The following is a 24,617-nucleotide window of genomic DNA, read 5'->3' as shown; positions in this document are numbered from 1 at the left end:
ACTAAAAATGTACTTACATTTAATGCTATACAAAAATAAGAGAACTTAATTTTAAGTAAATTTAAGCCCTCTCATTTTTATATTTATATAATTATCATTATTTATCTCATCTATACTTAATCCAAATAAAAAATTGTATTAATAAAGATTTGCAAATATCTCTCTTATTTCTTCTCTACTAAGTTCTACATAATTATTGGCAAGTAATCTCTGTTGATTAGCTATCGTACTATCAGTAAATTCATCTATCTGACTTTCTACCATTCCATACTCTCTTAGAGCTTTCTTAGTTATTAATTTGTTTAAGAATTTCTCTAATTCTCCATAAACGTCACAATTAGAGTCACATTCAAGAGCATCTGCTAAAATTTTTGTACATTGCGTAATCTTTCCATTAGGATTTTTTCTAGAGTACATCTTAAATACTTCAGTAAAGAACTGATAATTTGCTTCCCCATGTGCAACATGGAAAGCTGCACCTATCGAATAAGATAAAGCATGCACTGCTGCACAACCAGCATTTCCAAAAGCAATTCCTGCATAGTTTGATGCAAGTACAAAGTCCTTAAGATGATTGAATCTCTCTTCTTCTCCTTTATCCACAATCTTTTTATATCCATCCATAATCATTTTTATAGCCTGTAAAGAATATATTTCTGTAAATGGACTTGCTTTTGGAGATAGATAAGACTCAATAGCATGTATAAGAGCGTCCACTGAACTTGTTACAAAAAATTTATAAGGCAATCCTTTTACTGACTCTGGAATTAATACTGCATAATCTGCATAAGTTTCTTCTACTGCAAGACCCTTTTTAGTATGCTTAGATTTTAACTCTGCAATGGCTACATTTGTTACTTCACTTCCTGTACCACATGTTGTAGGAACTACCACCAATTCTTTTACTTTTTTAGGTGCTACTTCTCCTTCAAATAAGTCAATAGACTTCTCTGGAACATCAAGTGCTAATATCTTGCATATATCAACTATTGTACCTCCTCCAAAAGCGATAATTCTATTGAAATTGTATTTCTTCATTTCTTTTGTCATAGAATCTATCATTTCATCAGATGGTTCACCTGTTCCAAATTTTTCTTGGAAAATTAGATTGGTATCTATTCCAAGAGGTTTCATATATGGTTCATATATAAATTCATTTGTAATTACTAAATCATTTTTTCCTATTTTAAATTCTTCATTGAATTCTTTAAATGTATCAAAATAAAATATTTTTGGAACTACTCTAAGTGCTTCCATACTTAACACCCCTCTACTATTAATATTTCTCCTTAAATCGTTTTTCAAACTCTAATGCTAGATTTTCTCTTACACTTGGATGAGCAATATTGATTAAATTTCTTGCCCTTTCTCTAAGAGATTTCCCTTTTAGTTCTGCTATACCATACTCAGTTACAACATAGTCAATATCATTTCTAGATGTTGTTATAGGAGCACCTTCATCCACAATAGAGACAATTTTTGAAATTACTGTCCCATCTTTTTTTGTAGTTATTGAAGGCATTGCTATAATTGCCTTTCCATCTTCTCCCATAGATACTCCACGTATGAAGTCAACTTGACCTCCAACTCCACTAAATTGTCTAAGACCCATTGCCTCTGCAACTACCTGTCCCATCAAATCAACTTGTATAGCAGAATTTATAGACACCATTTTATGTTGTTTCATTATAACTGCTGGGTGATTTACATAGTCTACAGGTTTCACTTCAACTACTGGGTTATTATTGGCAAAATCATATAATTTTTTAGTTCCCATTAAAAATGTAACTGTCATTTTTTCTTTATCAAAATTTTTATATTTACCATTTATAACACCTTTTTCATAGAGAGCTAGGGTTCCATCTGAAATCATTTCTGAATGAATTCCTAAATCTTTTTTATCTGTTAAAAATAACATAACTGCATCTGGAATTCCACCAATTCCAAGTTGTAAAGTAGAACCATCTTCAATTAGAGAAGCACAGTTTTTACCTATTGCTTCTTCTACTTCTCCAATCTTAGCAGGTTGCAGTTCATATAAAGGTTGTGACTTTTCAACTATATAATCAAACTCTGATACATGAACTACTTCACCATAAGTTCTAGGAAATTGGTCATTTACTTGAACAATTACTGTTTTAGCAGTTTTAATAGCTTCATAAGTATAATCAACTGATGTTCCTAGGCTACAATACCCATGTTCATCTGGTGGAGTTACCTGAGCTAAAACAACATCACATTTTAATCTTTTCTCTCTAATTAATTTTGGTACTTCATGAAAGAATGCAGGAGTAAAATCTCCATCTCCATTTTCAATTGCCTTTCTTACATTTCCACTTACAAACATTGGATTTACTCTAAAGTGAGTTTCCATTCCCTCACCAGTATATCCACCACTGCCTAGACTTACCATATGCTTAATCTCAACATTTTTATACTGTTTTGCATTTTCAATCATTGCCTCTACTAGTGCAGGAGGCTCACCTACACAATGTGCAAATACTACTGTATCCCCATCTTTAATATGCTTTACAGCCTCTATAGCAGTACATAACTTACTTTGATACAATTCTCGCCAATTCAATGAAATCACCCCATCTAACTCTTATTTAAGCCTCACAAATCGCTGATTCTATTATATTTATAGCTCTTTCTATATGACTAAAATCCCAAATTTTAATATATGATTTCTTAACTTTATATTGTTGGTAGGATGCACATAAAGTTGTGCATCCTCCAATTATAAGTAATAAATCATATTCTACATCTTCTTCTGCTACGCTAAAATCTACTCTACCATTAAAGTGCTCTTTGATTATTGCTAGAGCCTTCCCTCTTTCGTATCTAGGGTTACAGCCCCCACAAAATCTAACTCCACAGGTCATGTGTAAATTCTCCTTCTAAAATCTCTTTTTATAACTCAAACTACTACTTTATAATCATTCTTATACGATATATTTTTTCATTAATTAGTATAAGTCAATATATTTTCCCATTTATATATTAACTTTTTATAAATTTAGAGCTTTTTCTTTTTTTATTCCTGCAATTGTCTTAGCTAATTCTTTCTTCTGATTTATATTTCCTTGTCTTGAAATCATTATTCTTTGTGCCTGTGGTGAACCTGCTCCATGCATTGACTCAGTTCTATAACCAACAGCAGATGAGCCAAGACATATATTTTCTAAGAATCTTAATATTCTCATTCTTTCTTCTGTTGAAGCTACTGAAGAAGCTTTAAAATATTTATTACATACTTCACCTATTGTCATTCCACTTGTTCCAACTTTTAAATCTGACTTGAAGTCTTTTTCTGAAGGCATAGTAACCATAAGCCCACCAGCTATATCTTCTGCAAGTCTCACTATTTCATAAGGGAATCTAGTTACATTTTGTTTACATACATTTGCAAGAAGTAAATCTATTTGATAGTTTCCAGCCTCTGTCTTATGTCCTTCTGATGAACATGCTATACCACAACAATATAAGCTTTCATTAAGGTGAGTCATTTCTATTAATTTATCTTTTATATGAGAAGCTTTGTTTGCTCCATTGTAATCAGCTGCTAAAGCTGCTGCTCCTATTATTACATCACCTACTCCAACTTTACATCCACCATAACTTTGTCTATGATATCCAGCAAATCTTTCTACCAACATACCAGAGAAATCCCACTCTCCGCATAAGAAGATTCTATCATTTGGAACAAATACATTATCAAATACTACTAGAGCTTCTTGACCTCCAAACTCTTTATTTCCTAAGTCAACATCTGCTCCCTCTTCTAATTTTCTAGTATCACAAGATTGTCTTCCATAAATCATAAACACACCTTCAGCATCTGAAGGAACTGCAAATGATACAGCATAGTCTTTATCTGCTTCAGTCATGCTTATAGTAGGCATTATAAGATGTTCATGTGAATTTATTGAACCAGTTTGATGAGCTTTTGCTCCTCTTACCACTATTCCATCTTCTCTTCTTTCAACTATGTGAAGGAACATATCTGGGTCAGGTTGAGCACTAGGTGATAATGCTCTATCTCCCTTAGGGTCAGTCATAGCTCCATCAACTACTAAATCGTTTTCTTGTATATAAGTTAAGTATTTTACAAAATTATCATGATAATTAGTTCCATGCGCTTTGTCGCACTCAAATGTTGTTGAATATACCGCATTAAAAGCATCCATACCTACACATCTTTGAAAACAAGAAGCTGTTTTTTGACCACATAGTCTTTGCATTTTAACTTTTTTTATCAAATCATCAGTACTTTGATGAAGATGACCAAATCTATTTATTTTTTCTCCTGTAATATTTGAAGTAACTGTCATTAAATCTGCATATTCTGGGTCATGTGCCAAATCATAAGTAGCTGCTACACAATTTATAGATGGTCTAATCATTGGATGGTCAACCCAATTTTTAACCTCTTCACCAAACATATAAACTTTAGTATTTAATTTTCTCAAACTTTCAATATATTGAGCTCCTGTCATTAATGCCATAATAAAACCACTCCTTCTCTTTTATAATAATTTTTATTTATGTTAATTTATAATACTTCCTTCTTTTGTTCGTCTTTCAATCTTCTAAATTTACTTCAATATTTTAAATTAAATTCATTTTTAGTTTAGATTCATTCTAAATTAAAATATATTTCTATTTTAATTTAGAATGAATACTTTTTTATATTTGAATTTTATCCCCAAAGTTCTTCATCTGTAGGTACTTCATTTTCTGGCATATAATAAGCAATTCTAGAAATATTAATTAAATGTTTGTAGTCAAGATTTTCAGAAATACTATTATTTCCCCAAGAACCACAACCTAAGGTATTTGTAGGTGCAAGACCATTAAAGAAGCTTCCTCCAGCACTTGTAGCACAACATTGATTAATTACAAATCTTGATACTTCTATATTTTCTCCTGCATATTCTATGTTCTTAATTGTATTTGAATGTATAGATACACTATGTCCTTTTCCTTCTACATTTAGATTTGCTTTTGCAATAGCTACTCCTTCTTCAAAGTCTTTATACTTATATGCAGATATAACTGGACACATTTTTTCTTTTGCAAGTATGTCTTCTTCACCTGGTCCATCTGCTTCTATTACTATTATTTTTGTATCTTTTGGTATTTCAACTCCTGCAATGTTTGCGATTGCATGAACTGATTGTCCTACTGCATCTTTATTCATAGATTTATTCACAAACATGGCATTTCTAAAAGCTTCTTTTTGTGCATTATCTCTAACTATAAATCCTTTGTTACTTTCAAATTCATCCATTACTTTATCAAACATTTCTTCTACCACTATCACTGATTGCTCACCTGAGCAAATTATACCATTATCAAATATTCTTCCAGCTATGATTTTAGGTACTGCTTCTTTAATATCTACATCTCTGTCTATAATACATTGGACATTTCCTGCTCCTACACCAAGAGCTGGTTTTCCACTTGAATATGCAGCTCTTACCATTCCCATTCCACCAGTAGCAATTACTACATCTGCTGATGAAATTAAATTTCTCGTATTTTCTCTTGATTGTTGGTCAAGTATTTGTATTAGATTTTCTGGTGCTCCTATTTTTTCTAATTCTTCATTAATCATATCAACAGTCTTAGTACTACATCCAATTGCTTTATGATGTGGTGTTATAATAATTGCATTTCTTCCCTTTAATGCAAACATAGCATTACTCATAGGTGTAACTATTGGATTTGTACAAGGAGTTATTGCTGCTACAACTCCAATTGGTTTAGCTACTTTTGTTATTCCTGTTTCTCTATCTATGTCAATTATACCAACTGATTTCTTATCTTTTAAATTATTATATATAACTTTCGCTTTACTTTTATTTTTAGCTACTTTATCTTCATATACACCCATTCCAGTTTCTTCTACTGCAAGTTTAGCTAAATATTCGGCGTTATAGTATACTACCTTTCCAACTATCTTCACTATTTTATCCACTTGTTCTTGAGTATAACATTCAAACTCCCTTTGAGCTTTTCTAGCCCTCTCAATGTATCCATTAATATATTCTTTGCTTAAATCTTCAAAGTTTTCTACTGCTTTTTCCATTTTTAATATTCCTCCAATTTATTAAATATTTTTATAATGCACTTTCAAAAGTTTCTGACTTCTTCATTGTACCTGTACTCATAAATTTACTATGCCATGATAAAGCTTCGTCTAATATATGAGGAGTTTGTTTTGCTCCATTTTGACATGCTCTATTTAGGTAATCCATAAGTTGATCTTTATAATCTGGATGAACACAATTTTCTATTATCTTAATAGCTCTTTCTCTAGGTGCAAGACCTCTTAAATCAGCATATCCTTGTTCTGTTACAATTACCATTACATCATGTTCAGTGTGGTCTACATGAGATACCATAGGTACTATTGATGATATATCACCATTTTTTGCAATTGATTCAGTACTAAATATAGTTATTGCTCCATTTCTAGCAAAATCACCAGAACCACCGATTCCATTCATCATCTTTGAACCCATGATATGAGTTGAGTTTACATTTCCATAAATATCAACCTCAATTGCAGTATTCATTGCAATTACACCAATTCTTCTAGCTATTTCTGGGTTGTTACTAATCTCTTGAGGTCTCAATATAATCTTATCTTTAAAGAAATCTATATCATTTTCAAATTTTATTAATCCTTCTGGTGATGGGCTTACAGATGTAGTTGATGCCATTGTAACTTTACCCATTCTTATTAAGTCCAACATAGAGTCCTGCACAACCTCTGTATAACAAGTTAAATTCTCAAATTCAGATTCACATAGTCCATATAAAACTGCATTTGCTACACTTCCTACACCAGATTGAAGAGGAAGTAAATTTTTTGACAATCTACCTGATTTTACTTCTTCTCTAAGAAATGCAATAATATTATTTGATATTTTTTTTGAAGCTTCATCTACAACACCCAATGGACGTGTTTTATCTTGCATATTAGTGATTACTATTCCTGCAATCTTGTCTAAACCACAAGGTATATATGTCGTTCCGATTCTATCTTTAGGATGATTTATTTCTATTGGTTTCCTATTTGGCGGATTTTCTGTAATATATATATCTGCCATACCTTCCATCTCCATTGGTTTTGCCAGATTTATTTCAACAATTACTTTGTCTGCACTTTTTACAAAAGATGGTGAATTTCCTATCCCACTAGTTGGTACAATATCTCCATTTTCAGTTATGGCAAGTGCTTCTATTATCGCTACATCCACTTTAGGTATAGTTTTATAGTTTAAAAATTGAGTAGAATGACTTAGATGCATATCTATATAATTGACATCACCTTTATTAATACTGTTTCTAAGTATTGAATTAGTTTGATAAGGAAGTCTTCTTTCAATTATTCCTGCTTCTGCCCATGCTCCATCTACTTCTGGTCCTAAAGATGCTCCTGAATATACAGTCAATTTTATCTTATCTCCACTTTTAACCCTTTCTGAAACCGCTAATGGTACTGCTTTTGGGTAACCTGAAGGTGTGAATCCACTAAGTCCAACAACCATCCCATTATTTATAAGTTTAGCAGCTTCATCTGCATTCATAATTAAATCACATAACTTTTTATTTCTTAATCTTTCGCTTAGTTCTTCAAATACTCCTTCATTATTCATAAATATCCCCCCATATAAAATCTTATTTACATTGGAAGTTTGTGTAAAACTATAACCAATATAACTTTAGTTAACAATGCAAATGGATAGGTAGCACCATACCCCGCTGCTGGGTCATCACTATCAAGAGCATCAACAGCAGCTCCAAGACCTGGTGTTGATGTCATACCACCACAGACAGCTCCAGATAACAAAATCCAATTTAGTTTGAATACATACTTACCAACTAAAAATCCAATCATCATAGCTGTAATTCCTACTACTATAGCTACTAAAGCTAGATGCATCCCGGATGTCATAATTGAATCAACAACTTTACCACCATATCTTAATCCAACTATTGCTAAGAAAAATACTAGACCTATTTGTTTTAGAATATTTAATACTTTTTCTTCCATTCTGAAATTTACTATACCTATCTTACCTATATATCCAAGTATTAGAGATACAATTAAAGAACCACCAGTTGCCCCTAATGTAAAGTATCCTAATGGTCCCATGAACACGTGTATTCCTCCAACTAAATATCCAGCAAGACATGTTAAGAAAAATGTTATTATATTAAATGGAACTTCTGGTATCGTTTTACCACCAACACTATCTCTAGCTTCTTTCATTTCTTTTTCATATTTTCTTCTTTCTTCTCTAAGGTCCATTCTAAATATTTTAGGAAGGAAATTTACTCCTAAAATCACTATTAATACTCCAAAAGGATAGGCAACTGCATGCCCTATACCAACACCTGCTTCAGCATATGCGATATACTTATCTATTTGCTCTTGAGTTAGTGATGTAGTTGTAGCTACATCCAATTTTCCCTCTGGATCAACTACTTTTAATATTTCTTTTTTATCTTTTATTGATGCTTTCTCAAACTCTTTTGATACATCTTCTGCATGTTTACCAGCTGTTTCTAGAGCAGCAGCTAGACCAGGAGAACTTGTTAGTGCTCCTGTATAAACACCAGAAACCTCATATGCACTACTTCCTTTATTACTTGATAGCAAAGTCATTGCATAAGTCATAGAGCCTCCTATAAAAGTTATAAGCACTCCTAAAACTACAAATCTAGCTCCATACTTCTTAAGTACAGCTTTCATATCCTTAGCAGCCAATAAACCAACTGCTGCAACAAATATAATTAGAAAAAAATCAAAGAAATCAGAAGAAATAATTCCATTACCCATCATGATAGTTGCTGCCTTATACCCTGCTGCTGTCTCTCCTTTTGCTATTACTGAATTTCCTAAGCTATACACAAGCCATCCAATAAATAATCCTGTAAATAACGCTCCTGACACTCCAAAATTAAACTTCCCAAATTTAATTTTTCCAAATAATATTCCTGTAATTACAGCAGCGAACATAAGGACAAAAGGGTTCATTAAAAAATCCATTAACTCAAATTTCACCAAACCACTCCCTTTCATATTTTGTTATTAAATTAACGATATTTATTAAAAAATATATCTCTCCCCTCTTTGCAAACTTTGCAAAATTATATTTTGTTATTAAATTAACATTTCTAATTAAAAAAATTTCATCCCTCTAACATTAGTTTTTTATGTTACAATTTAGTTAACAGTTAAATTACATAAATGCTAATTATTTTTAGATAGTTAAATTTTTAATATTCATTGATATAACTAGGTTTTAAATAGTTGTTACCTAAATTATGTCAGCTATTATCTTTTGTTAATTTAATAATAGCACTATTCTTAATAGATTGAAAATATCAAAAACTTATGATATGATAGTTTAAAACTATTCTATTTTTCTACAATAATATACAAAACTTATATTGTTGTTAATTATATACTTGTCACTAATTACATAAATGAAAGGAACTATTAACCAATGAACATAAATTATCTATATTATTTCCAAACTGTTTGTAAATATAAAAACATGACTAAAGCAGCAGAAAGTATTCATATTTCTCAACCATCTATAACCTTAGCTATTAAAGAATTGGAAAAGGAACTCGGTTTTGAACTTTTTTTTAGAATAGGTAATAAAATAGATTTAACTCCTGAAGGTAAGATTTTCTTAGATAAGGCAATAAATTTCACGAGACAATTTGAGGATTTTCAAAGTGATGCACTAGATTTAGGAAAAAAAAGAAAAGCATCTCTAAAAATAGGAATTCCTACAGTTTTAGGTACTTTTTTACTTTCAAAAATACTACCTAGATTTAATGTAATTTATCCAGATATTGAGCTTAAAATTTTTGAAGTCCCAACCTTTGTGGGTGCCAAAATGATTGAAGAATCTACACTTGATTTTTGCATTGGTATAATTGATAGTGATATTTATGATGATATAGATTCAAAAACAATATATAAAACAGAATTATATTTAGTTACAAATCCTAAAAATGAATTAGCAAAACAGTCCATTATTTCAAACTATATGTTGAAAAATATTCCTTTTGTCATACTATCTGAAGGTTCTTATCACTACAAAATTATTACAAAAAGACTTGAGAAGGTTAAACCAAATATAATTTTACACTCAAATCAACTTTCTACTATTCGTTATTTATTAGAAAATGATTTAGCTTCAACGATACTATATAAAGAAATATTCCAGAATACCGAAAATCTCTGTTCAATTCCTTTAGAACGTGCAATTACTGCCAATATTGGTGTTCTTTGGAGAAAACATCAATATATATCTCATAGTATGAAACTTTTTATTGAATATATGGCTTCTATTCATATAAATTAATATTTCTACATATTATGTAAATACAGCATTATATATATTTTGATAAATATTATAAATATTTTTGAGTATCAGTATAACAATAAAATATATTATCTCAAAAGAATTACAATGATATACATTCATAACTTAAATATTATTATACTGATACCTTTAATATTAATTTTACCTATTTTAATACTCATATTTTTAATTGGGTTTACTTGGACAACCTAGCAAGAAACCCACGCATCCAGAGACAAAATCTCTCATCTGTGAAATAGTTCCTATAGATGCTGTTGCTGGTGTTGTAAAATTTCTTACAATAAAAAGTACTATTAATGCTACTATACAAATCACAGTAGCTATAACAATTTGCAATTCACTAGTTTCTCCTTTTTCAATCTCTTCATCATTATTAACAGTCACTTTTTTATCATTATTTTGATAATTGTCACTTTCTAACTCAAATCCAATAGTATTTTTCACATTCATTATATTATTTTGACTTGGTACTTGACCGTTATTAGAAGAATTATCATCTATAAAAATATTTGAATATGCATCAGTATTTGTAACTTTTCTTGAAGTTCTACTTATAAAATTAGCACTTAAAAAGTATCCAAATATTGCTGCTGAAGTAGTTCTTATCACTACATCAATAGTAGTAGTATCTTGTGAGTTAACTTCATTGACAAACAATGTGTATATAGATTCAAACATGAGTATTGCCATAACAATTATAAGACATCTATCTATCAATTTAATTTTGTACCAGGCTTTTTTTATGTTTTTCATAAACTTATGTTTTTTATTCATGGATATTATCACCTCACATAATAAAATTAAGCCCTCTTTACTAAGATATGTAGAGAGAGCTTAATGGTGAGATTACAATATTATTTTGTGTAAAAAATTATATAAAAATTAAATTATTTGTCTAAAATCATCAAATCTTTAGGGAATTTAGTTAATCTTTCAGGTCCATTTTTTGTAATTAAAACAGTATCTTCTATTCTAACTCCTCCCCATCCTGGGAAATAAATACCTGGTTCCATTGTTATTATACATCCTTCCTCTATTGTTTTATCACCATAATTACCAATAAAAGGTTCTTCATGAACATCTCTTCCAACCCCATGTCCTATCCCTTGATAATAGTAATCTTCATATTTCTTAACAACTTTTCTTATTTCTGCATCTGGAATTGTAGCATGTACACCAGCCTTCATGTTTTCAACTCCAACATCTTGTGCTTCTTTAACTAAATTATAAATCTCTAATTGTTTTTCAGATGCTTCTCCAACTATAAAAGTTCTAGTTGTATCAGAAATATATCCATTGTACATAGCTCCATAATCTACAAGTACAAAGTCACCATTTTCTATAACCTTGTCACTTGGTTTACCATGAAGCAATGAAGTTTTTGCTCCTGATATCAATATAGTTTCAAATCCTATATTTTGAGCTCCATTCATTTTCATAAAATATTCTAGTTTTGTAGCTAATTCTATTTCAGTAACTCCAGCTTTTATATGTGGAACTAACTCTTCTAATGCTTTATCAGCTATTTCACAAGCTTTTCTTGTATTTTTAATTTCTTCTTCATCCTTTACATATCTAAGAGTCTCTACAATATTTTCTGTAGGTATCAATTCCCCTCCATCTTGTTCAACTAAATTTTTAAGTTCTTCATATTTATCAAATATTATATTTGTGCTTTCAAATCCAAGCTTTTTTATACATACTTTATCACACACACTTTTTACAGCTTTTGCCACACTTCTATCAAAATTATGCCAGTTTATAATTTCAAAACCTTTACAAACATTTTCAGCAAGCTCCATATATCTACTATCAGTAACTAAAAAATTTCCATCTTTACAAATAACTGCATATGCTTCTTCATCAGGAAAGCCACTTATGTAATTTACATTTGTTTTTTTTGTTAAGTATAATGCATCAAGTCCTTTAGCTTCTAACAATTCTACTACTTTTTCTACTTTACTCATGATTTTGCCTCCAAAAAATAATTTTTGCTTTAGTTATATTATATCACTAATAATGTTATTTTTTATCTTATAGATGCTTTATTTCTAAAATTTTTTCATATGTTATTAATATTGTTTATACATTTCCACTAATTTTTTACTTAGTATAAGTAACAACAAATAAGTAAAAAAATATTACTATGATAAAAACCCTTCCTATTTCTGTTTTATCAGTTATAAATATCTAATTATCTTTATATACTTACTTTGATAATAAAAATAATATAAGTTGAGTAACAAAAATAACATATAGTTATAGCGTAGAAGGCTATAACTATATGTTATTCATTTACATGTATAATTTATATTTATTTTGCAGTGTATCCAGCCTTGATTAAAGTTTCAACAGCTAAATCACCTTTAGCATCATTTACAAGAACTATTGGCCCTGTACAACCCATACCACTTTCAGCATAGATTCCATTTTTCCATAATTCAGATACTGCATCTTCTAAGTCCATTATATCAACACCAGCTATTTGACGAGTAACAACCTCTTTATCTGGCATTTTAACTTCTACTTTTTCAGCTTTAACTTCTTTTTTAGTAAGAGAAGCTATAATATCATCAAATTTTGCACTTTTAACTTTTGTAAATTCACTTCTTGCAATATTATTTATTTCTCCTTTTACAACATCATAAGCATATTTTAATGCATTAGCTACTACTGGAGAACCTGATGCTCTTGATACTATAAGTACTCTTCTATCATAGTCTTCTCCTACTCCAGGACCATACCCAAAGCCTTGGGCTTCATAGTCTCCACCTGTAGTATATGAAGAAAATACTTTCATAAATATATTTCCAGATAATGTATCAGTAACCATAACATCAGGTGCACCTACAAGTAAATCATTACCTCTCATAACACATCCACCATCTGCTCTAATTGAATCTGCAAATTCTATATCATATCCATTATCTTTTAACTCTTTTAAACATTTTTCAACTTGTCTAGCTCCATCAACATTAAGTATTCCAACTTTTGGATGTTTATTTCCCATTGATTTAGCTGTAGCAATACCATAAATAGCATTTCTTACCATTGCTTCTATTCTATTAGTAGCACTTGTTCCTGTTGTTGTTGCAAGTATCATTTCTTTTCCTTTTGCTGGAGTTATTACTCTACCTACTGTAGATACTCCTATTGGAAAATTATAATGCATAGTAACACAAGCATCTATATATCCTGAATCTAATAATTCTTCCATTTTTCCATGCATTTCTTTTTCATCATTAACTTCAACTACTTCAAGGTCAGTTTCCACTTTTGGACCAATAAGTACTATATCAAATAAGTTAGATTTTGCTAAGTGTGCACCATTAACCATGTTCTCTACACCATGTTCACTTCCAAGTGTAGTCACACCAATTCTTATTTTTTTGCCAAATTCGCCGCTTTCTATTGCATTAGCTACTTCTAAGAATACATCTGCGATTACTTTTTTTGACATATCCTCACCCCTATTCTTCTAACATATCTAATGCTAGTTTTTTCATAGATTCAGCTATTATCTTCTTAATTTCATCTTTAGATATTCCTGAAGTCTCTTCAGTAACACCTGTATTTCTTTCAGCTATAAAAGATACTCCATCAAATAAATTAGTCATTCTTCCTAAGAATAAACTACCTTTTCCAACTATCATAGCTCTATTTCTATCTCCTGTAGTTAAATCATCTATTAAAAATCCTATATAAGGAGCTCCTGATGGTATATGTCCTTGAGTTGGTGCCCATCCTGGTAATCCTTTATTAGTCACAAAATCTTTTAATTCTTTCTTCTCTAAGTCTCCACGCTTAACAGCAAGTGCACCTATCATTTTGTAGTTTGCTTCTGGAACATCTCCTGCTCCTGCTGGCTTAGTTATATCTGGATTTTGCATTTCAACTGAATATACATCAACATCTGTTATTTTTAAATTAGCTCTATCAAGACCTGAAGTTATAAGTGCTGTCATAACTGCTTGAGGTGAAGAACCAGTTCCCACTGTATGCTTACCTGTTAAATCAGTTCTTATAACTGGGTTTACACCATCATTTTCAGATACAAGTACTGCAAATCCTCCAACAACATCTTCAAGTACAGGAAGGCCTTTTTTAACATGGTCTTTAGCATTCATTCCAAGTTTAGCACTTGCTCCACCTGCTACTACCATTACATTTTTGTGTATCCCAGATTTTACTAAAGCTGCAGCTTGAATTAATGCATGTGTTGGTGCTGCACAAAATCCTCTTGTATCAGAACCAGTTGCGTTTTGAAGTCCAGCTATTTCAGCTATTGATTTAGCAAAGTTTCCTCCACCTCTTTGGTTTATATCTCCACAAGCTTCTTCTGAACACTCAATAACATAATCTATTTCAGCAGGGTCTATTTTACTATGTCTTAGCATTTGAATAGCAGATAAAACTCCAGATGCTTTTACTACTAAATTTTCAAACATTGTATGAGCATTTAAGTTAACATCTACGTCATGTGCTCTTTTTACATAGCCAACGAATTTTCCATCATGGTATAATCCTTCTGCTATGTGTGTTGCTACTAATTCCTTACCTTCTTCTATATCATCACCCTTTAATTTTCCTACAAATGGTGCAATTTCAGGGTAGTTATTTTCGATTTTTGGTTTTACTTCATCAATAAATTCTTGCGATAACTTTACTAAGTCAAATGCATCACTTATTTGCATTAAAGCTATAAACTCATCTTGAGGCATTATTTCACCAAATTTACCATTTCTAGTTCCCTCAACTTTTTGTTCACACCATGGCATTGGCAAATCTCTTAATTCTTCTGGTCTTCTGTTTCCTATGTAAACTTGATTTGGCATGTAGTTAACTACATCCTCATAACTTCTTATATGATTACCTACTTCTTGTAAAAATTCTGAATCTGGATTTGTTGCTCTTTCAACTGTACAAGTACTTCCATTTTGCACTATCATATCTGGAGTATGAATAAGTACATAGCCTGCCCCTTTTAAAACTGGATAAGTCATTTTGTGCACCTCCATAAATTTTATGAACACCTAATTTTAATTTCATTAAAGACTTCAATTATTATATTTTTATTTTATTGTATATTTTATTTTATTCTTTTTTTATGTATTTTGGTATTTTTTAAGATTTCATGAATGAATAACTCACATTTACCCATTCATGAAATCTATATTATTTTTTTGTGTATAGTTATTTTTTATTTTTAGTGTGTGTTTATATTTTTATCTATATAATATATGTGTGTGTTATTTTTATTTTTCAAATACTGTTTGACCATCAACTTCTGTAGTTAAAGCGTTTAATGCTTTTTCTACAAGGCCTCTTCTTAGGGCTTTTTCTTCTGTAGGGTCAAGTGCTGGATTTCCAAGTGGATGAGGTATTGCTATAGTTGGAACTATTCTGTTAGCCCCTACTGTTAACGAAATAGGTACTACTGTACACATATGAACTACTGGAAGTCCAGTTTTTTCTATTTCTTTTACCATCGTTGCACCGCAACGAGTACAAGTACCTCATGTAGAAGTTAAGATTACTGCATCTACACCATCAGCTACCAACGCTGCTCCAATTTCAGAAGCATATTTTTTAGAGTTTGCAACAGATGTACCATTACCTACAGTTGTGTAGAAAGTTTCATGTAATTTTCCTATTACACCTTCTTTTTCTAAGTCTCTAAGAACATCAACAGGTAATACTCTATCTGCATCTAAATTTGCATATACTGGGTCATATCCACCATGTGCAGTTTCATAAGTTTCTTCTGTTAAATCCATAACTCCTGCTATAGAATAAGTTCCATATTTAGAAGCTGAAGAAGATTCTATTCTATCTGGATTTCCTTTAGGAACTATACCACCAGAAGTAACTAAAGCTATTTTGCATTTTGATAAGTCTTTTACAGGATTACTTGGGTCAACTCTATCAAAATTTGGCATTGGATATTCAGTTTCAAATGACTCGCCTTTTATTTTCTTAATTAACATGTCAACAGCTCTCTTAGAACCTCTGTCTTCATGGAAGTAGTTAACTCTTATTCCTCTAGCTATGTATCCTTCTTCTTTAGGAGTTCCAATTTCTTCACCTTTAGCAAGTTTTATTGCAAGTTTAGCTATCTTAGGAAGTGCTTTTCTCATACCCGCTGCAGAATCAGAAGTTTCTACTACATAAACATCCTTTTTGAACATATCTGCACCTGGATTTTCAATGTACATACCTGTTAAAGCTGGTATACTTAAAGCATCTTTTACAACTTTAGTTATTGTTCCAGCAGCAACCCCATATCTACCAGCATTAAAGGCAGGCCCAGCTATAAAAAGTTGTGGTTCAAAACCTTTTATCATTGCTAAAACTTCTTCACTTGCGCTATCTATATTTTCATTGAAATAACTGTCTCCGCACACTACTGTACCAACTACTTCAATATCTTCACCTAATAATTTATCAAGTTGTAAACTTATTGGAGGTAAAGTTTCTGCCACATGTGGCTTAGTATCAGCTTTTTCTTCTCCACCTATACCAGCAAAGAACTGATTAATATAATGTACTACTCTTAGTTTTCCCATCTCTTAGTTTCACCCCTTTTGCTTTTAGGCATTAAAATTTGCAAAATTCTTCTCTTATACCAGACATTTCTTCTGCTATTTCTTCAACTTCTAAAACCATTTCCATCATACTTATTTGATCTTCATATACAGTTTCATCAAATAATTCTTTCATTTGTTCCTCTACAACATGGTAAACACTTAATCCTAAAGCAACTCCAGCAAGTGGTCCAGCGAAAGTTGGATCCCCCGCAGTTACTGTTTCGGCTGCAAGACCTGCAGCTTCGGCTTCAGCAGCACCTAGTAAAATCACAACATTTTCAGCTCCGAATTTATCAGCAGCTTCTTTAACTCTGTTTTGATTTTCTAAGTCCATAGCCCCAGCAGCTGTTCAGACAAAGCATTCTGTAGATGAGAAAACAACCTCTGCTCCTTCTACTGTTTTTACACATTCTTCTATTGCAGGTCCTGGTATACCATCACGGTCACCTATTATAAGAACCTTTTTATTACTAAGTAAACTCATAATAATCCTCCTCATTATATTTCTAATTATTTATATATCCATAACATTCATTATGTTTTGATAGATTTATTTACAATCTTTTTAATTGATATTACTCAATCATGATATTACTAAATCGTTTAATGAAATAACTCTTAATATCCTTTAGCAGTTAAATGACCAAATCCTGTTTCATTAGTTGCACCTGTTATAGCTTGTATTTCAACTTCAATAGTTCCATCAGCTTTTAAACTTCCATCAGAACCACCAGCTATTACATCTACTACTTCTAAGTGTCCAATTACCTTATCTAACTTAGGAAGTACTACAACTTGGTTAGCATTTCCACCTGTTACAACAGCATCTGCTCTTACATCTGCATCTGCAAGTGATTGAGAACCTCCATCACGTCCAGCATATTCATCTGTAACTATAACTGTTTTTACACCTTGCATTTCTATTTTTTTGCAGTTCATTATAAGGTCAGTATCTGGATTTCCAAAACCTTCTTGTGAAACTATAACTGCGTCTAATCCTAAGTATTTACATAACTTAGAAGTCCAGTTTGAAGATCTTTCTTTATCTGCTAGGTAAACATTTTCATTAGTTATAATTACACCTACAAAATTTATATCTTTACCATGTCTTGCATATAAGTCTTCAACAACTCCATTGTTTATATGAACATAACTTGGATTTTTATCACATGCAGAAACACAGTTACCACTTACAATTGCTCCGTCCATTAATTCTGTTGGATATAATAAAGTTGGTACTATTTGTTTTGCATCTACACCATATACATAAGTGTCATGTAATAATCCTTGAGTTTGAAGCATGTAAACATATCCTACTTTTGGAAGTTCTGGATACTCTTTTATTGACTCAAGAAGAGGTTTAGTTTCATACACTGAAACTTCGTCTGGAGTAAGATTTCTTGCTGCTTCTCCTAAATACATTGCTGCTTTGAATCCTATCATTCTAACAGCTTTTTCATGAGCGTATTGTTTTAAACCATCAATAGGTTCAGCTACTACTACTACATTATTTAATTTAGAAAATGGAGTGTATTTAGCCCCTTCTCCAGTCATATCTACTATACCTTCTTGGAAACCTACTATCTTTCCAGTAGTTACAACAGCTACACCTTTTAAAGCATGAGTTTTTCCTTCTCCTACAGTGTCAACCTTAGACATGATACCTGGGAATATTCCCCCATTACCTTCAACTTTTACTCTTGGCTCAATAACATCTTTTACAGGTGTTATTCTTATGCTTTCACCTGGACGAGCTAATTCTATATCTATAGACTTAATATGCTCATCTCCACCAATTTCTTGTAGCATCTCTTGCTTATTGATGAATAATACTCCATCTTTCACTTCTGTTACATCACCAAATTGAATATCTTTTATAAAGATTTTCCCTAATTCAAGACGCATACTTGCACCTCCTGTTATTTAATTTTGTATATATGCATTTGAGTTTTTCTCAAAGTTATATCAATATTTTCTAACTTATTTTAAAGATGTTTTCATATTGTGTTTTTATGTCTTGATATTTGTTTTATTACTAAAAATTCTTTATCGTAAAAAAAATATTTTATCCAAAATTATTTTTTTAACAAACTAAGACATAAAAATCCTTTTTATTTTACTTCTAGACTTAAATCGATTTTTTCTTTGTTTTTGTTAATATTGTATCAATATATTAAAGATATTTTTTAATCATATCTTCTATATTAGTAATTGTAGCATCATCCTTAGTAACTTCGTCTACTTTTTCTCCATCTTTGTATATAGCCATAGTTGGAAGTCCTAATACTTTTTGTTTTATCGCTAATCTTCTAGCTTTTGTTGTATCCATTTTACAGAATTTTATTTTATCCCCATAAGTTTCAGCTAATTTATGAACATCTGGCATTAAAGCTTTACAAGGTTCACAACCTTCACTCCAGAAATCAACAAATACAAAACCTTCTGCGTTTAAAACTTCTTCATCAAAAGTACTTTTATCTAAATCTAACATTTTCATGTTCCCCCTTGAAATTTTTATTTTATTTTAATATTTTAAATATTATTCATTAACTTTACTTTATAGCTTTTTAGTTTTCAAACTTTTCATCAATATATTTTTCAGCTACTATAGATGCAATTGCTCCATCGTTAGTTGCAGTTACAACCTGTCTTAGAGTCTTAGATCTGCAATCACCTGCTGCAAATACACCTGGTATATTAGTTCTCATGTCTTCATCAGTTATTATGTAACCTTTTTCATCCATATCAACTTTGCCTTTGAATAAATCAGTTTGAGCATCTAATCCAACGAAAACAAATACTCCCATTGTTCCATCCTCTTCATCTGCAAAGTATTCATGAGTTTCTCCAGTAACTTTATTCTTAAATACAACTGATTCTAATATTCCATCACCTTTTATTTCTTCTATTACTGTATCTAGTAAAAACTCTATCTTTGGATTAGCCTTTGCTTTTTCTTCAACACTTTTAGCGCATCTAAATCCTTGTCTTCTATGTACAATTGTTACTTTTCTAGCAAACTTAGTTAAATACATTGCTTCCTCTAATGCACTGTCTCCTCCACCTACAACAAAGACTTCAAAGTCTTCAAAGAAATCTGCATCACAAGTTGCACAATATGAAACCCCTTTACCAGTAAGTTCTTTTTCTCCTGGGCAACCAATTTTTCTTGGTGTTGCTCCTGTTCCTATTATTACTGCTTTTGCTCTATATTCTGCCTTTTGTCCTTTTAAAACTTTTATATCTCCATCTAGTTCAGTATCTACAATGTTGTCTCTTAACATTTCTGCTCCGAACTCTTTACATTGCTCAACCATTCTAGCTATTAGACTTGGTCCTGTTGCATTTGGAACTGACCCTGGATAATTTGCAATTTCATGTGTTATTACAATTTGCCCACCAGTCTTATCTTTTTCTAGGATTAGAGTTTTCAACTTTGCTCTTGCTCCATAAAGACCTGCTGCAAGCCCTGCTGGTCCTGAACCAATTATTACTAAGTCATACACATTTTCCATTTTGACTTATCCTCCCCAATTAAATTTCTTAATTTTTATTTAATATTAAATCAGATTTAATATTTATGCTATTTTAATAACTTTTTAACAAATTCATTTATTCATACTGCATTCTTTGTATTGTATTATAAAATATGTCATAATCGATTACTCTAAAGTCATCTTGAACGCTTTCTGTCCATGCTGGAGTCTTTTTATTATTCTGAAATTTACTTGCAGTTATGATTGCTTCTTCAATTAAGGTTAAAGAGTTTATATCCAAACGATTTCCTTGTTTTAGTATAACTGTTCTATAAGGTGTCTCATTTGGTTTTACACTCCCATATAGTGGATGAGATAAAAGTTCATATCCTTCATGTATCAAATCTCTACTTGTTTCTAAGATTCCAATATAAGTTGTATCTTTAAATAAAACTTTTCTGTCTTGAACTTCTTCTTTTACTTTTGGATTATTTGTGATTATTATCATTTTTTTACTCTCTTTCAAATTTTTATTTATTGCTCGATAAATAAAAAACAGGAAAAACAAATCTCCCAATTTGTCTTCCCTGTTAAAATCATTTTCAGAGACCCGTCCAAGTACAGTCATCTTTACCTGAGAATTTCATTTAATCTTCTGGGTATGTAAGATTAAATTTGTCCCTTCGGTCGCTTTTTATAAAGCAGTCTCCCATACTCTTCCCCCGGATTATTATATTTTCAGAAAATTGAAAAGTTAGCAATTTATCTTTTTATTTTTATAAATAGCTTTTTTCTATCTCTGTTGACTTAAGTATATAAACATTCTATAAAATTTGCAATAGTTTTTTTATATGTATTTTGTATACATTTTTACTTTTTTTTCCAAATGTTGATATTACATATTTCCTGTATTTTCTTTTTTTTTTAAGTACAAATCTTTTTTGGTTTATTATTTCATATTGATTAAAAACATAATCATTTTTGTAAGAAAGATATATGTTTTTAATTCTTAAGCTGGGAGAACAAATTTCTCATAATTTTTTACAAATTGATGTCATTTATTTCATCAAACCATGATTTCACATCACCTATAACAGATTTTATACAATCATTGTCAAATGGAGAATATAGATTTCCTATACTTACAATATCTAAAAATGACTTTGTTCCACCTACTTTACAGATGTTTATATAGTCATTCCATCCAGAATCTTTGTCTTTAATCATTTTTTTCCAAAATTGTAATGCACAAATTTGAGCTAATGCATAATCTATATAGTAAAAAGGATTTTTAAATATGTGACCTTGTTTAAACCACCAGCAACCTCGTTCTAAAAAAGAATTATCATCATACTTTCTATGTGGTAAGTATTTTTTCTCTAAAAACCTCCATATTTCTTTTCTTTTTGATTTGTCAATATTAGGATTTTTATAAATATAATGCTGAAATTCATCAACAACTACTCCATAAGGTATAAATTTAATTGCAGATGATAAATGAGTAAACTTGTATTTATCTGTGTCTTCCTTAAAAAATAACTCCATCCATGGCCATGTTATAAATTCCATACTCATTGAATGAATTTCGCAACTATCCAGTGTAGGAAAATTAATCTCTGGCATTTCAATCCATCTGGACATATACAATTGAAATGCATGACCTGCCTCATGTGTCAATACATCTATATCATCAGATGTTTGATTAAAGTTAGAAAAAATAAATGGCGACTTGTAGTCTGGTATATAAGTACAGTACCCACCAGCCCCTTTTCCTTTCTTTGTTTCTAAATCCATAAGTTCGTTTTCTAACATAAAATTAAAAAATTCACCAGTTTCTTTAGATAATTCAGCATACATTCTTTTTCCATTTTCAATTATGTATTCTGAATTTCCCTTTAACGTTGGATTTCCTGTTAAAAATTCTAAGCCTTCATCTATGTAACTCAAAGATTCTAGACCGGTTCTCTTAGCTTGCTTTTCATAAAGTTCATCAGCCAGTGGTACAATATATTTTAATACTTGTTTTCTAAAATTTTCAATCCTATCTTCTCTGTAGTTACTTCTCATCATTCTAATATATCCAAGCTCTACAAAGTTTTTAAAACCTAGTTTTTTTGCTATTTTATCTCTCAGTTTAACTAATTTATCAAATATATCATCAAATTTAGGTTCATTTTCTTCAAAGAAATTATAATATGCCTTATTCGCTAATTCCCTTGTTTTTCTAGACTTAGAACACATAAACATTCCCATTCCAGATAAGTTTCTCTCTTCTCCTTCAAACATTATCTGTGCAGATGCTAAAAGTTTAGTATACTCTGAACACAATTTATTTTCTTCTTGTAATTCCTTTATTATATCTTTAGAAAAACTTTTTAAAGAATAATCCACTATTGTAAAAAATTGTTCTCCAAATTCTTTTTTTAAATTAGATTTAAATTTAGAATTTACTATAACATTATAAAAATATGAATTTAATTCTTCATATAAAGGCATATATTCGTCCCAATATTTTTTTTCCTCTTGATAGAGTTTATTAAGAGTATTTATACTGTATCTTATAGATGCTATGTTTGACAACGTTTCTATTTTATTTCTCAAAAAATTAATTTTATGTATATTTTCTTGTTGTTCATCATAACAACAAGAATTATCTATTTCCTCTACACACTTTAAAAACTCTTTTTTTATACTATCATAATTTGGTCTTTCATACTTAAACTCTGAAAACTTCATTTAAAACTCTCCTTTATAAATTTGTTCTTTATTTATAAATATAGTTTTATATGCATTACATGCTATTATTTACATGTATTACATACTACTATGACTTTATAAATTATTATTTTGAGTAATATTTACATTATAATCATGTTGAATAATAACATATGATTATTGTAATTACAATATTTTATAGAATAAAACTAATTACTATACCAACTTTAATAAAGCTTTCATATAGAACTATTAACCTTTATAGTATAAGCTTATCTCTACATCAAAATGCAAACGATGCCATTTTTTATAGTTAACTTTTATACACTCATAAAAGATACAATCTTACATAAGTATGTTATATAAGTAATAATTTTATCAAAAAATTAATACTATTAAACTTTCTAAATTGCTTATCTCTTGGTATAATAATATACACATTAAATTTTCTACTGAAATTTTGTTCAACACTAGCTGTGTCAACGTTTTCATTAGGAAATTGAGGATATAAATTACTGGAGGTTGATATGTACAAATTAATCGCACTAGATATTGATGGAACAATATTAAATACAAAAAGAAAAGTTACTCCTGAAGTATTTGAATCTATTCAAGAAGCAAAGAAAGCTGGAGCTAAAGTAGTTATAACAACAGGTAGACCCCTTCCTGGTGTCAAAGGACTTTTAAATCAATTAAATCTAACAGATGAAGGTGATTATGTTATATGCTTCAATGGAGCTATGATTCAAGAGGTTAAAAGTGAAAAAATAATACATAATGTAGAGATGACTTTAGACGACTTTGATTTTATATATAACAATGTTTGCAAAAAATATAATACCAAAATACACATAAATACCATGACAAATTTAGTTACTCCAAACGAAATTCCTGGTAAGTACACACTTCATGAAGCTAAATTGAATGATATAGAAGTTAAATATATACATAAAGATAAAATTGATAAATCTATTAAAATCTGTAAGGTTATGATAGTTGATGAACCAGAAAGATTAGAAGAAATTATAAAACAACTTCCTAAGAATTTATTCAATAGATATACTATAGTAAGGTCTGCTCCCTTTTATTTAGAATTTTTAGGTAAAACTACTAATAAGGGTACTGCACTTCAAACATTATGTAATAATCTAAATATACCTATAGAAAATGCTATTGCTGTTGGTGATGAAGAAAATGACCAACATATGATAAAATATGCAGGACTTGGTGTGGCTATGGGAAATGCACGTAGTAGCATAAAAGAAATTGCTGATTATGTTACTGATACCAACAATGAAAATGGAGTTGCAAAGGTTATAAACAAATATATACTTAATAAAGCTATCTAAATATCTATAAAAACTAAAAATATCCCTTTAGATTTAAATACATCTCATATATATGTTAAATACTAATAG

Annotated in this window: 20 protein-coding genes and 1 riboswitch; of the genes, 2 read left to right on the top strand and 18 right to left on the bottom strand. The window is 30.3% G+C overall.

Annotated features, from left to right (window positions below; all coding sequences use genetic code 11):
* Positions 1–138 precede the first annotated feature (138 nt).
* From IC214_RS12250 to IC214_RS12220, 7 genes are all read right to left on the bottom strand, one after another.
* Entirely contained in the window at positions 139–1,257 is a 1,119-nt protein-coding gene (locus tag IC214_RS12250) for a 4-hydroxybutyrate dehydrogenase (protein ID WP_227482795.1), read from the bottom strand.
* Positions 1,258–1,276: 19 nt separating this feature from the next.
* Positions 1,277–2,593, bottom strand: a complete 1,317-nt coding sequence (locus IC214_RS12245) for an acetyl-CoA hydrolase/transferase family protein (protein WP_413926662.1) — start codon at positions 2,591–2,593, stop codon at positions 1,277–1,279.
* A 16-nt stretch (positions 2,594–2,609) separates the two neighbouring features.
* Positions 2,610–2,885, bottom strand: a complete 276-nt coding sequence (locus IC214_RS12240; protein WP_227432694.1) for a hypothetical protein — start codon at positions 2,883–2,885, stop codon at positions 2,610–2,612.
* 126 nt (positions 2,886–3,011) lie between these two features.
* Positions 3,012–4,508: a 4-hydroxyphenylacetate 3-hydroxylase family protein gene (abfD, locus tag IC214_RS12235; protein ID WP_227432693.1), complete on the bottom strand. Its 1,497-nt coding sequence runs from the start codon at positions 4,506–4,508 to the stop codon at positions 3,012–3,014.
* A gap of 194 nt (positions 4,509–4,702) precedes the next feature.
* The gene (locus IC214_RS12230; protein ID WP_227866693.1) at positions 4,703–6,094 is read right to left on the bottom strand and encodes an aldehyde dehydrogenase family protein; all 1,392 of its coding nucleotides are present in this window, start codon (positions 6,092–6,094) and stop codon (positions 4,703–4,705) included.
* A 31-nt stretch (positions 6,095–6,125) separates the two neighbouring features.
* Positions 6,126–7,670: an acetyl-CoA hydrolase/transferase family protein gene (locus tag IC214_RS12225; RefSeq protein ID WP_227824131.1), complete on the bottom strand. Its 1,545-nt coding sequence runs from the start codon at positions 7,668–7,670 to the stop codon at positions 6,126–6,128.
* Between the two features lie 26 nt (positions 7,671–7,696).
* Positions 7,697–9,100: a hypothetical protein gene (locus tag IC214_RS12220; protein ID WP_227482798.1), complete on the bottom strand. Its 1,404-nt coding sequence runs from the start codon at positions 9,098–9,100 to the stop codon at positions 7,697–7,699.
* A gap of 427 nt (positions 9,101–9,527) precedes the next feature.
* On the opposite strand from IC214_RS12220, the gene IC214_RS12215 reads away from it, so the two are divergent.
* Positions 9,528–10,400 carry a LysR family transcriptional regulator gene (locus IC214_RS12215; RefSeq protein WP_227432689.1) on the top strand — a complete coding sequence of 291 codons (873 nt, stop codon included), beginning with the start codon at positions 9,528–9,530 and terminating at the stop codon, positions 10,398–10,400.
* Between the two features lie 186 nt (positions 10,401–10,586).
* On the opposite strand, the gene IC214_RS12210 is transcribed toward IC214_RS12215, so the two are convergent.
* The 11 genes from IC214_RS12210 to IC214_RS12160 all read right to left on the bottom strand — a co-directional run bounded on the left by IC214_RS12210 (position 10,587) and on the right by IC214_RS12160 (position 23,220).
* Entirely contained in the window at positions 10,587–11,195 is a 609-nt protein-coding gene (locus IC214_RS12210) for a hypothetical protein (protein WP_227432688.1), read from the bottom strand.
* Positions 11,196–11,308: 113 nt separating this feature from the next.
* Positions 11,309–12,388, bottom strand: a complete 1,080-nt coding sequence (locus IC214_RS12205; protein WP_227482800.1) for a M24 family metallopeptidase — start codon at positions 12,386–12,388, stop codon at positions 11,309–11,311.
* Positions 12,389–12,735: 347 nt separating this feature from the next.
* On the bottom strand, positions 12,736–13,881 hold the full coding sequence (grdD, locus tag IC214_RS12200; protein ID WP_227824134.1) for a glycine/sarcosine/betaine reductase complex component C subunit alpha: 1,146 nt from the start codon (positions 13,879–13,881) through the stop codon (positions 12,736–12,738).
* Positions 13,882–13,891: 10 nt separating this feature from the next.
* Positions 13,892–15,424: a glycine/sarcosine/betaine reductase complex component C subunit beta gene (gene grdC / locus IC214_RS12195; RefSeq protein WP_227432685.1), complete on the bottom strand. Its 1,533-nt coding sequence runs from the start codon at positions 15,422–15,424 to the stop codon at positions 13,892–13,894.
* Between the two features lie 252 nt (positions 15,425–15,676).
* Positions 15,677–16,987 carry a glycine reductase complex selenoprotein B gene (gene grdB, locus IC214_RS12190; protein WP_227432684.1) on the bottom strand — a complete coding sequence of 437 codons (1,311 nt, stop codon included), beginning with the start codon at positions 16,985–16,987 and terminating at the stop codon, positions 15,677–15,679.
* A gap of 31 nt (positions 16,988–17,018) precedes the next feature.
* Complete coding sequence (gene grdA / locus IC214_RS12185; RefSeq protein WP_227432683.1) at positions 17,019–17,492, bottom strand: glycine/sarcosine/betaine reductase complex selenoprotein A; 474 nt, start codon at positions 17,490–17,492, stop codon at positions 17,019–17,021.
* 134 nt (positions 17,493–17,626) lie between these two features.
* Positions 17,627–18,913, bottom strand: a complete 1,287-nt coding sequence (locus tag IC214_RS12180) for a glycine/sarcosine/betaine reductase component B subunit (protein ID WP_227482802.1) — start codon at positions 18,911–18,913, stop codon at positions 17,627–17,629.
* A gap of 268 nt (positions 18,914–19,181) precedes the next feature.
* Positions 19,182–19,499 carry a thioredoxin TrxA gene (gene trxA, locus IC214_RS12175; RefSeq protein ID WP_227432681.1) on the bottom strand — a complete coding sequence of 106 codons (318 nt, stop codon included), beginning with the start codon at positions 19,497–19,499 and terminating at the stop codon, positions 19,182–19,184.
* A gap of 76 nt (positions 19,500–19,575) precedes the next feature.
* Positions 19,576–20,523: a thioredoxin-disulfide reductase gene (gene trxB / locus IC214_RS12170; protein WP_227432680.1), complete on the bottom strand. Its 948-nt coding sequence runs from the start codon at positions 20,521–20,523 to the stop codon at positions 19,576–19,578.
* A gap of 97 nt (positions 20,524–20,620) precedes the next feature.
* Positions 20,621–20,992 (bottom strand): GrdX family protein, encoded by a 372-nt coding sequence (locus tag IC214_RS12165; RefSeq protein ID WP_227866692.1) that lies wholly within the window; start codon positions 20,990–20,992, stop codon positions 20,621–20,623.
* A gap of 103 nt (positions 20,993–21,095) precedes the next feature.
* Positions 21,096–21,206, bottom strand: a riboswitch (glycine riboswitch).
* Positions 21,207–21,525: 319 nt separating this feature from the next.
* Positions 21,526–23,220, bottom strand: coding sequence for a M3 family oligoendopeptidase (locus IC214_RS12160; RefSeq protein WP_227830717.1), 1,695 nt, complete (start codon positions 23,218–23,220; stop codon positions 21,526–21,528).
* 506 nt (positions 23,221–23,726) lie between these two features.
* Between IC214_RS12160 and yidA the strand changes: the two genes are divergently transcribed.
* Positions 23,727–24,548, top strand: a complete 822-nt coding sequence (yidA, locus tag IC214_RS12155; protein ID WP_227432677.1) for a sugar-phosphatase — start codon at positions 23,727–23,729, stop codon at positions 24,546–24,548.
* Positions 24,549–24,617 lie beyond the last annotated feature (69 nt).

This window comes from Clostridioides sp. ES-S-0190-01, from assembly GCF_020658275.1.
In the GTDB taxonomy this organism is placed as follows: domain Bacteria; phylum Bacillota; class Clostridia; order Peptostreptococcales; family Peptostreptococcaceae; genus Clostridioides.
Note: the sequence above shows the minus strand (reverse complement) of the source record. Positions and strands in the feature narration are given on the sequence as shown.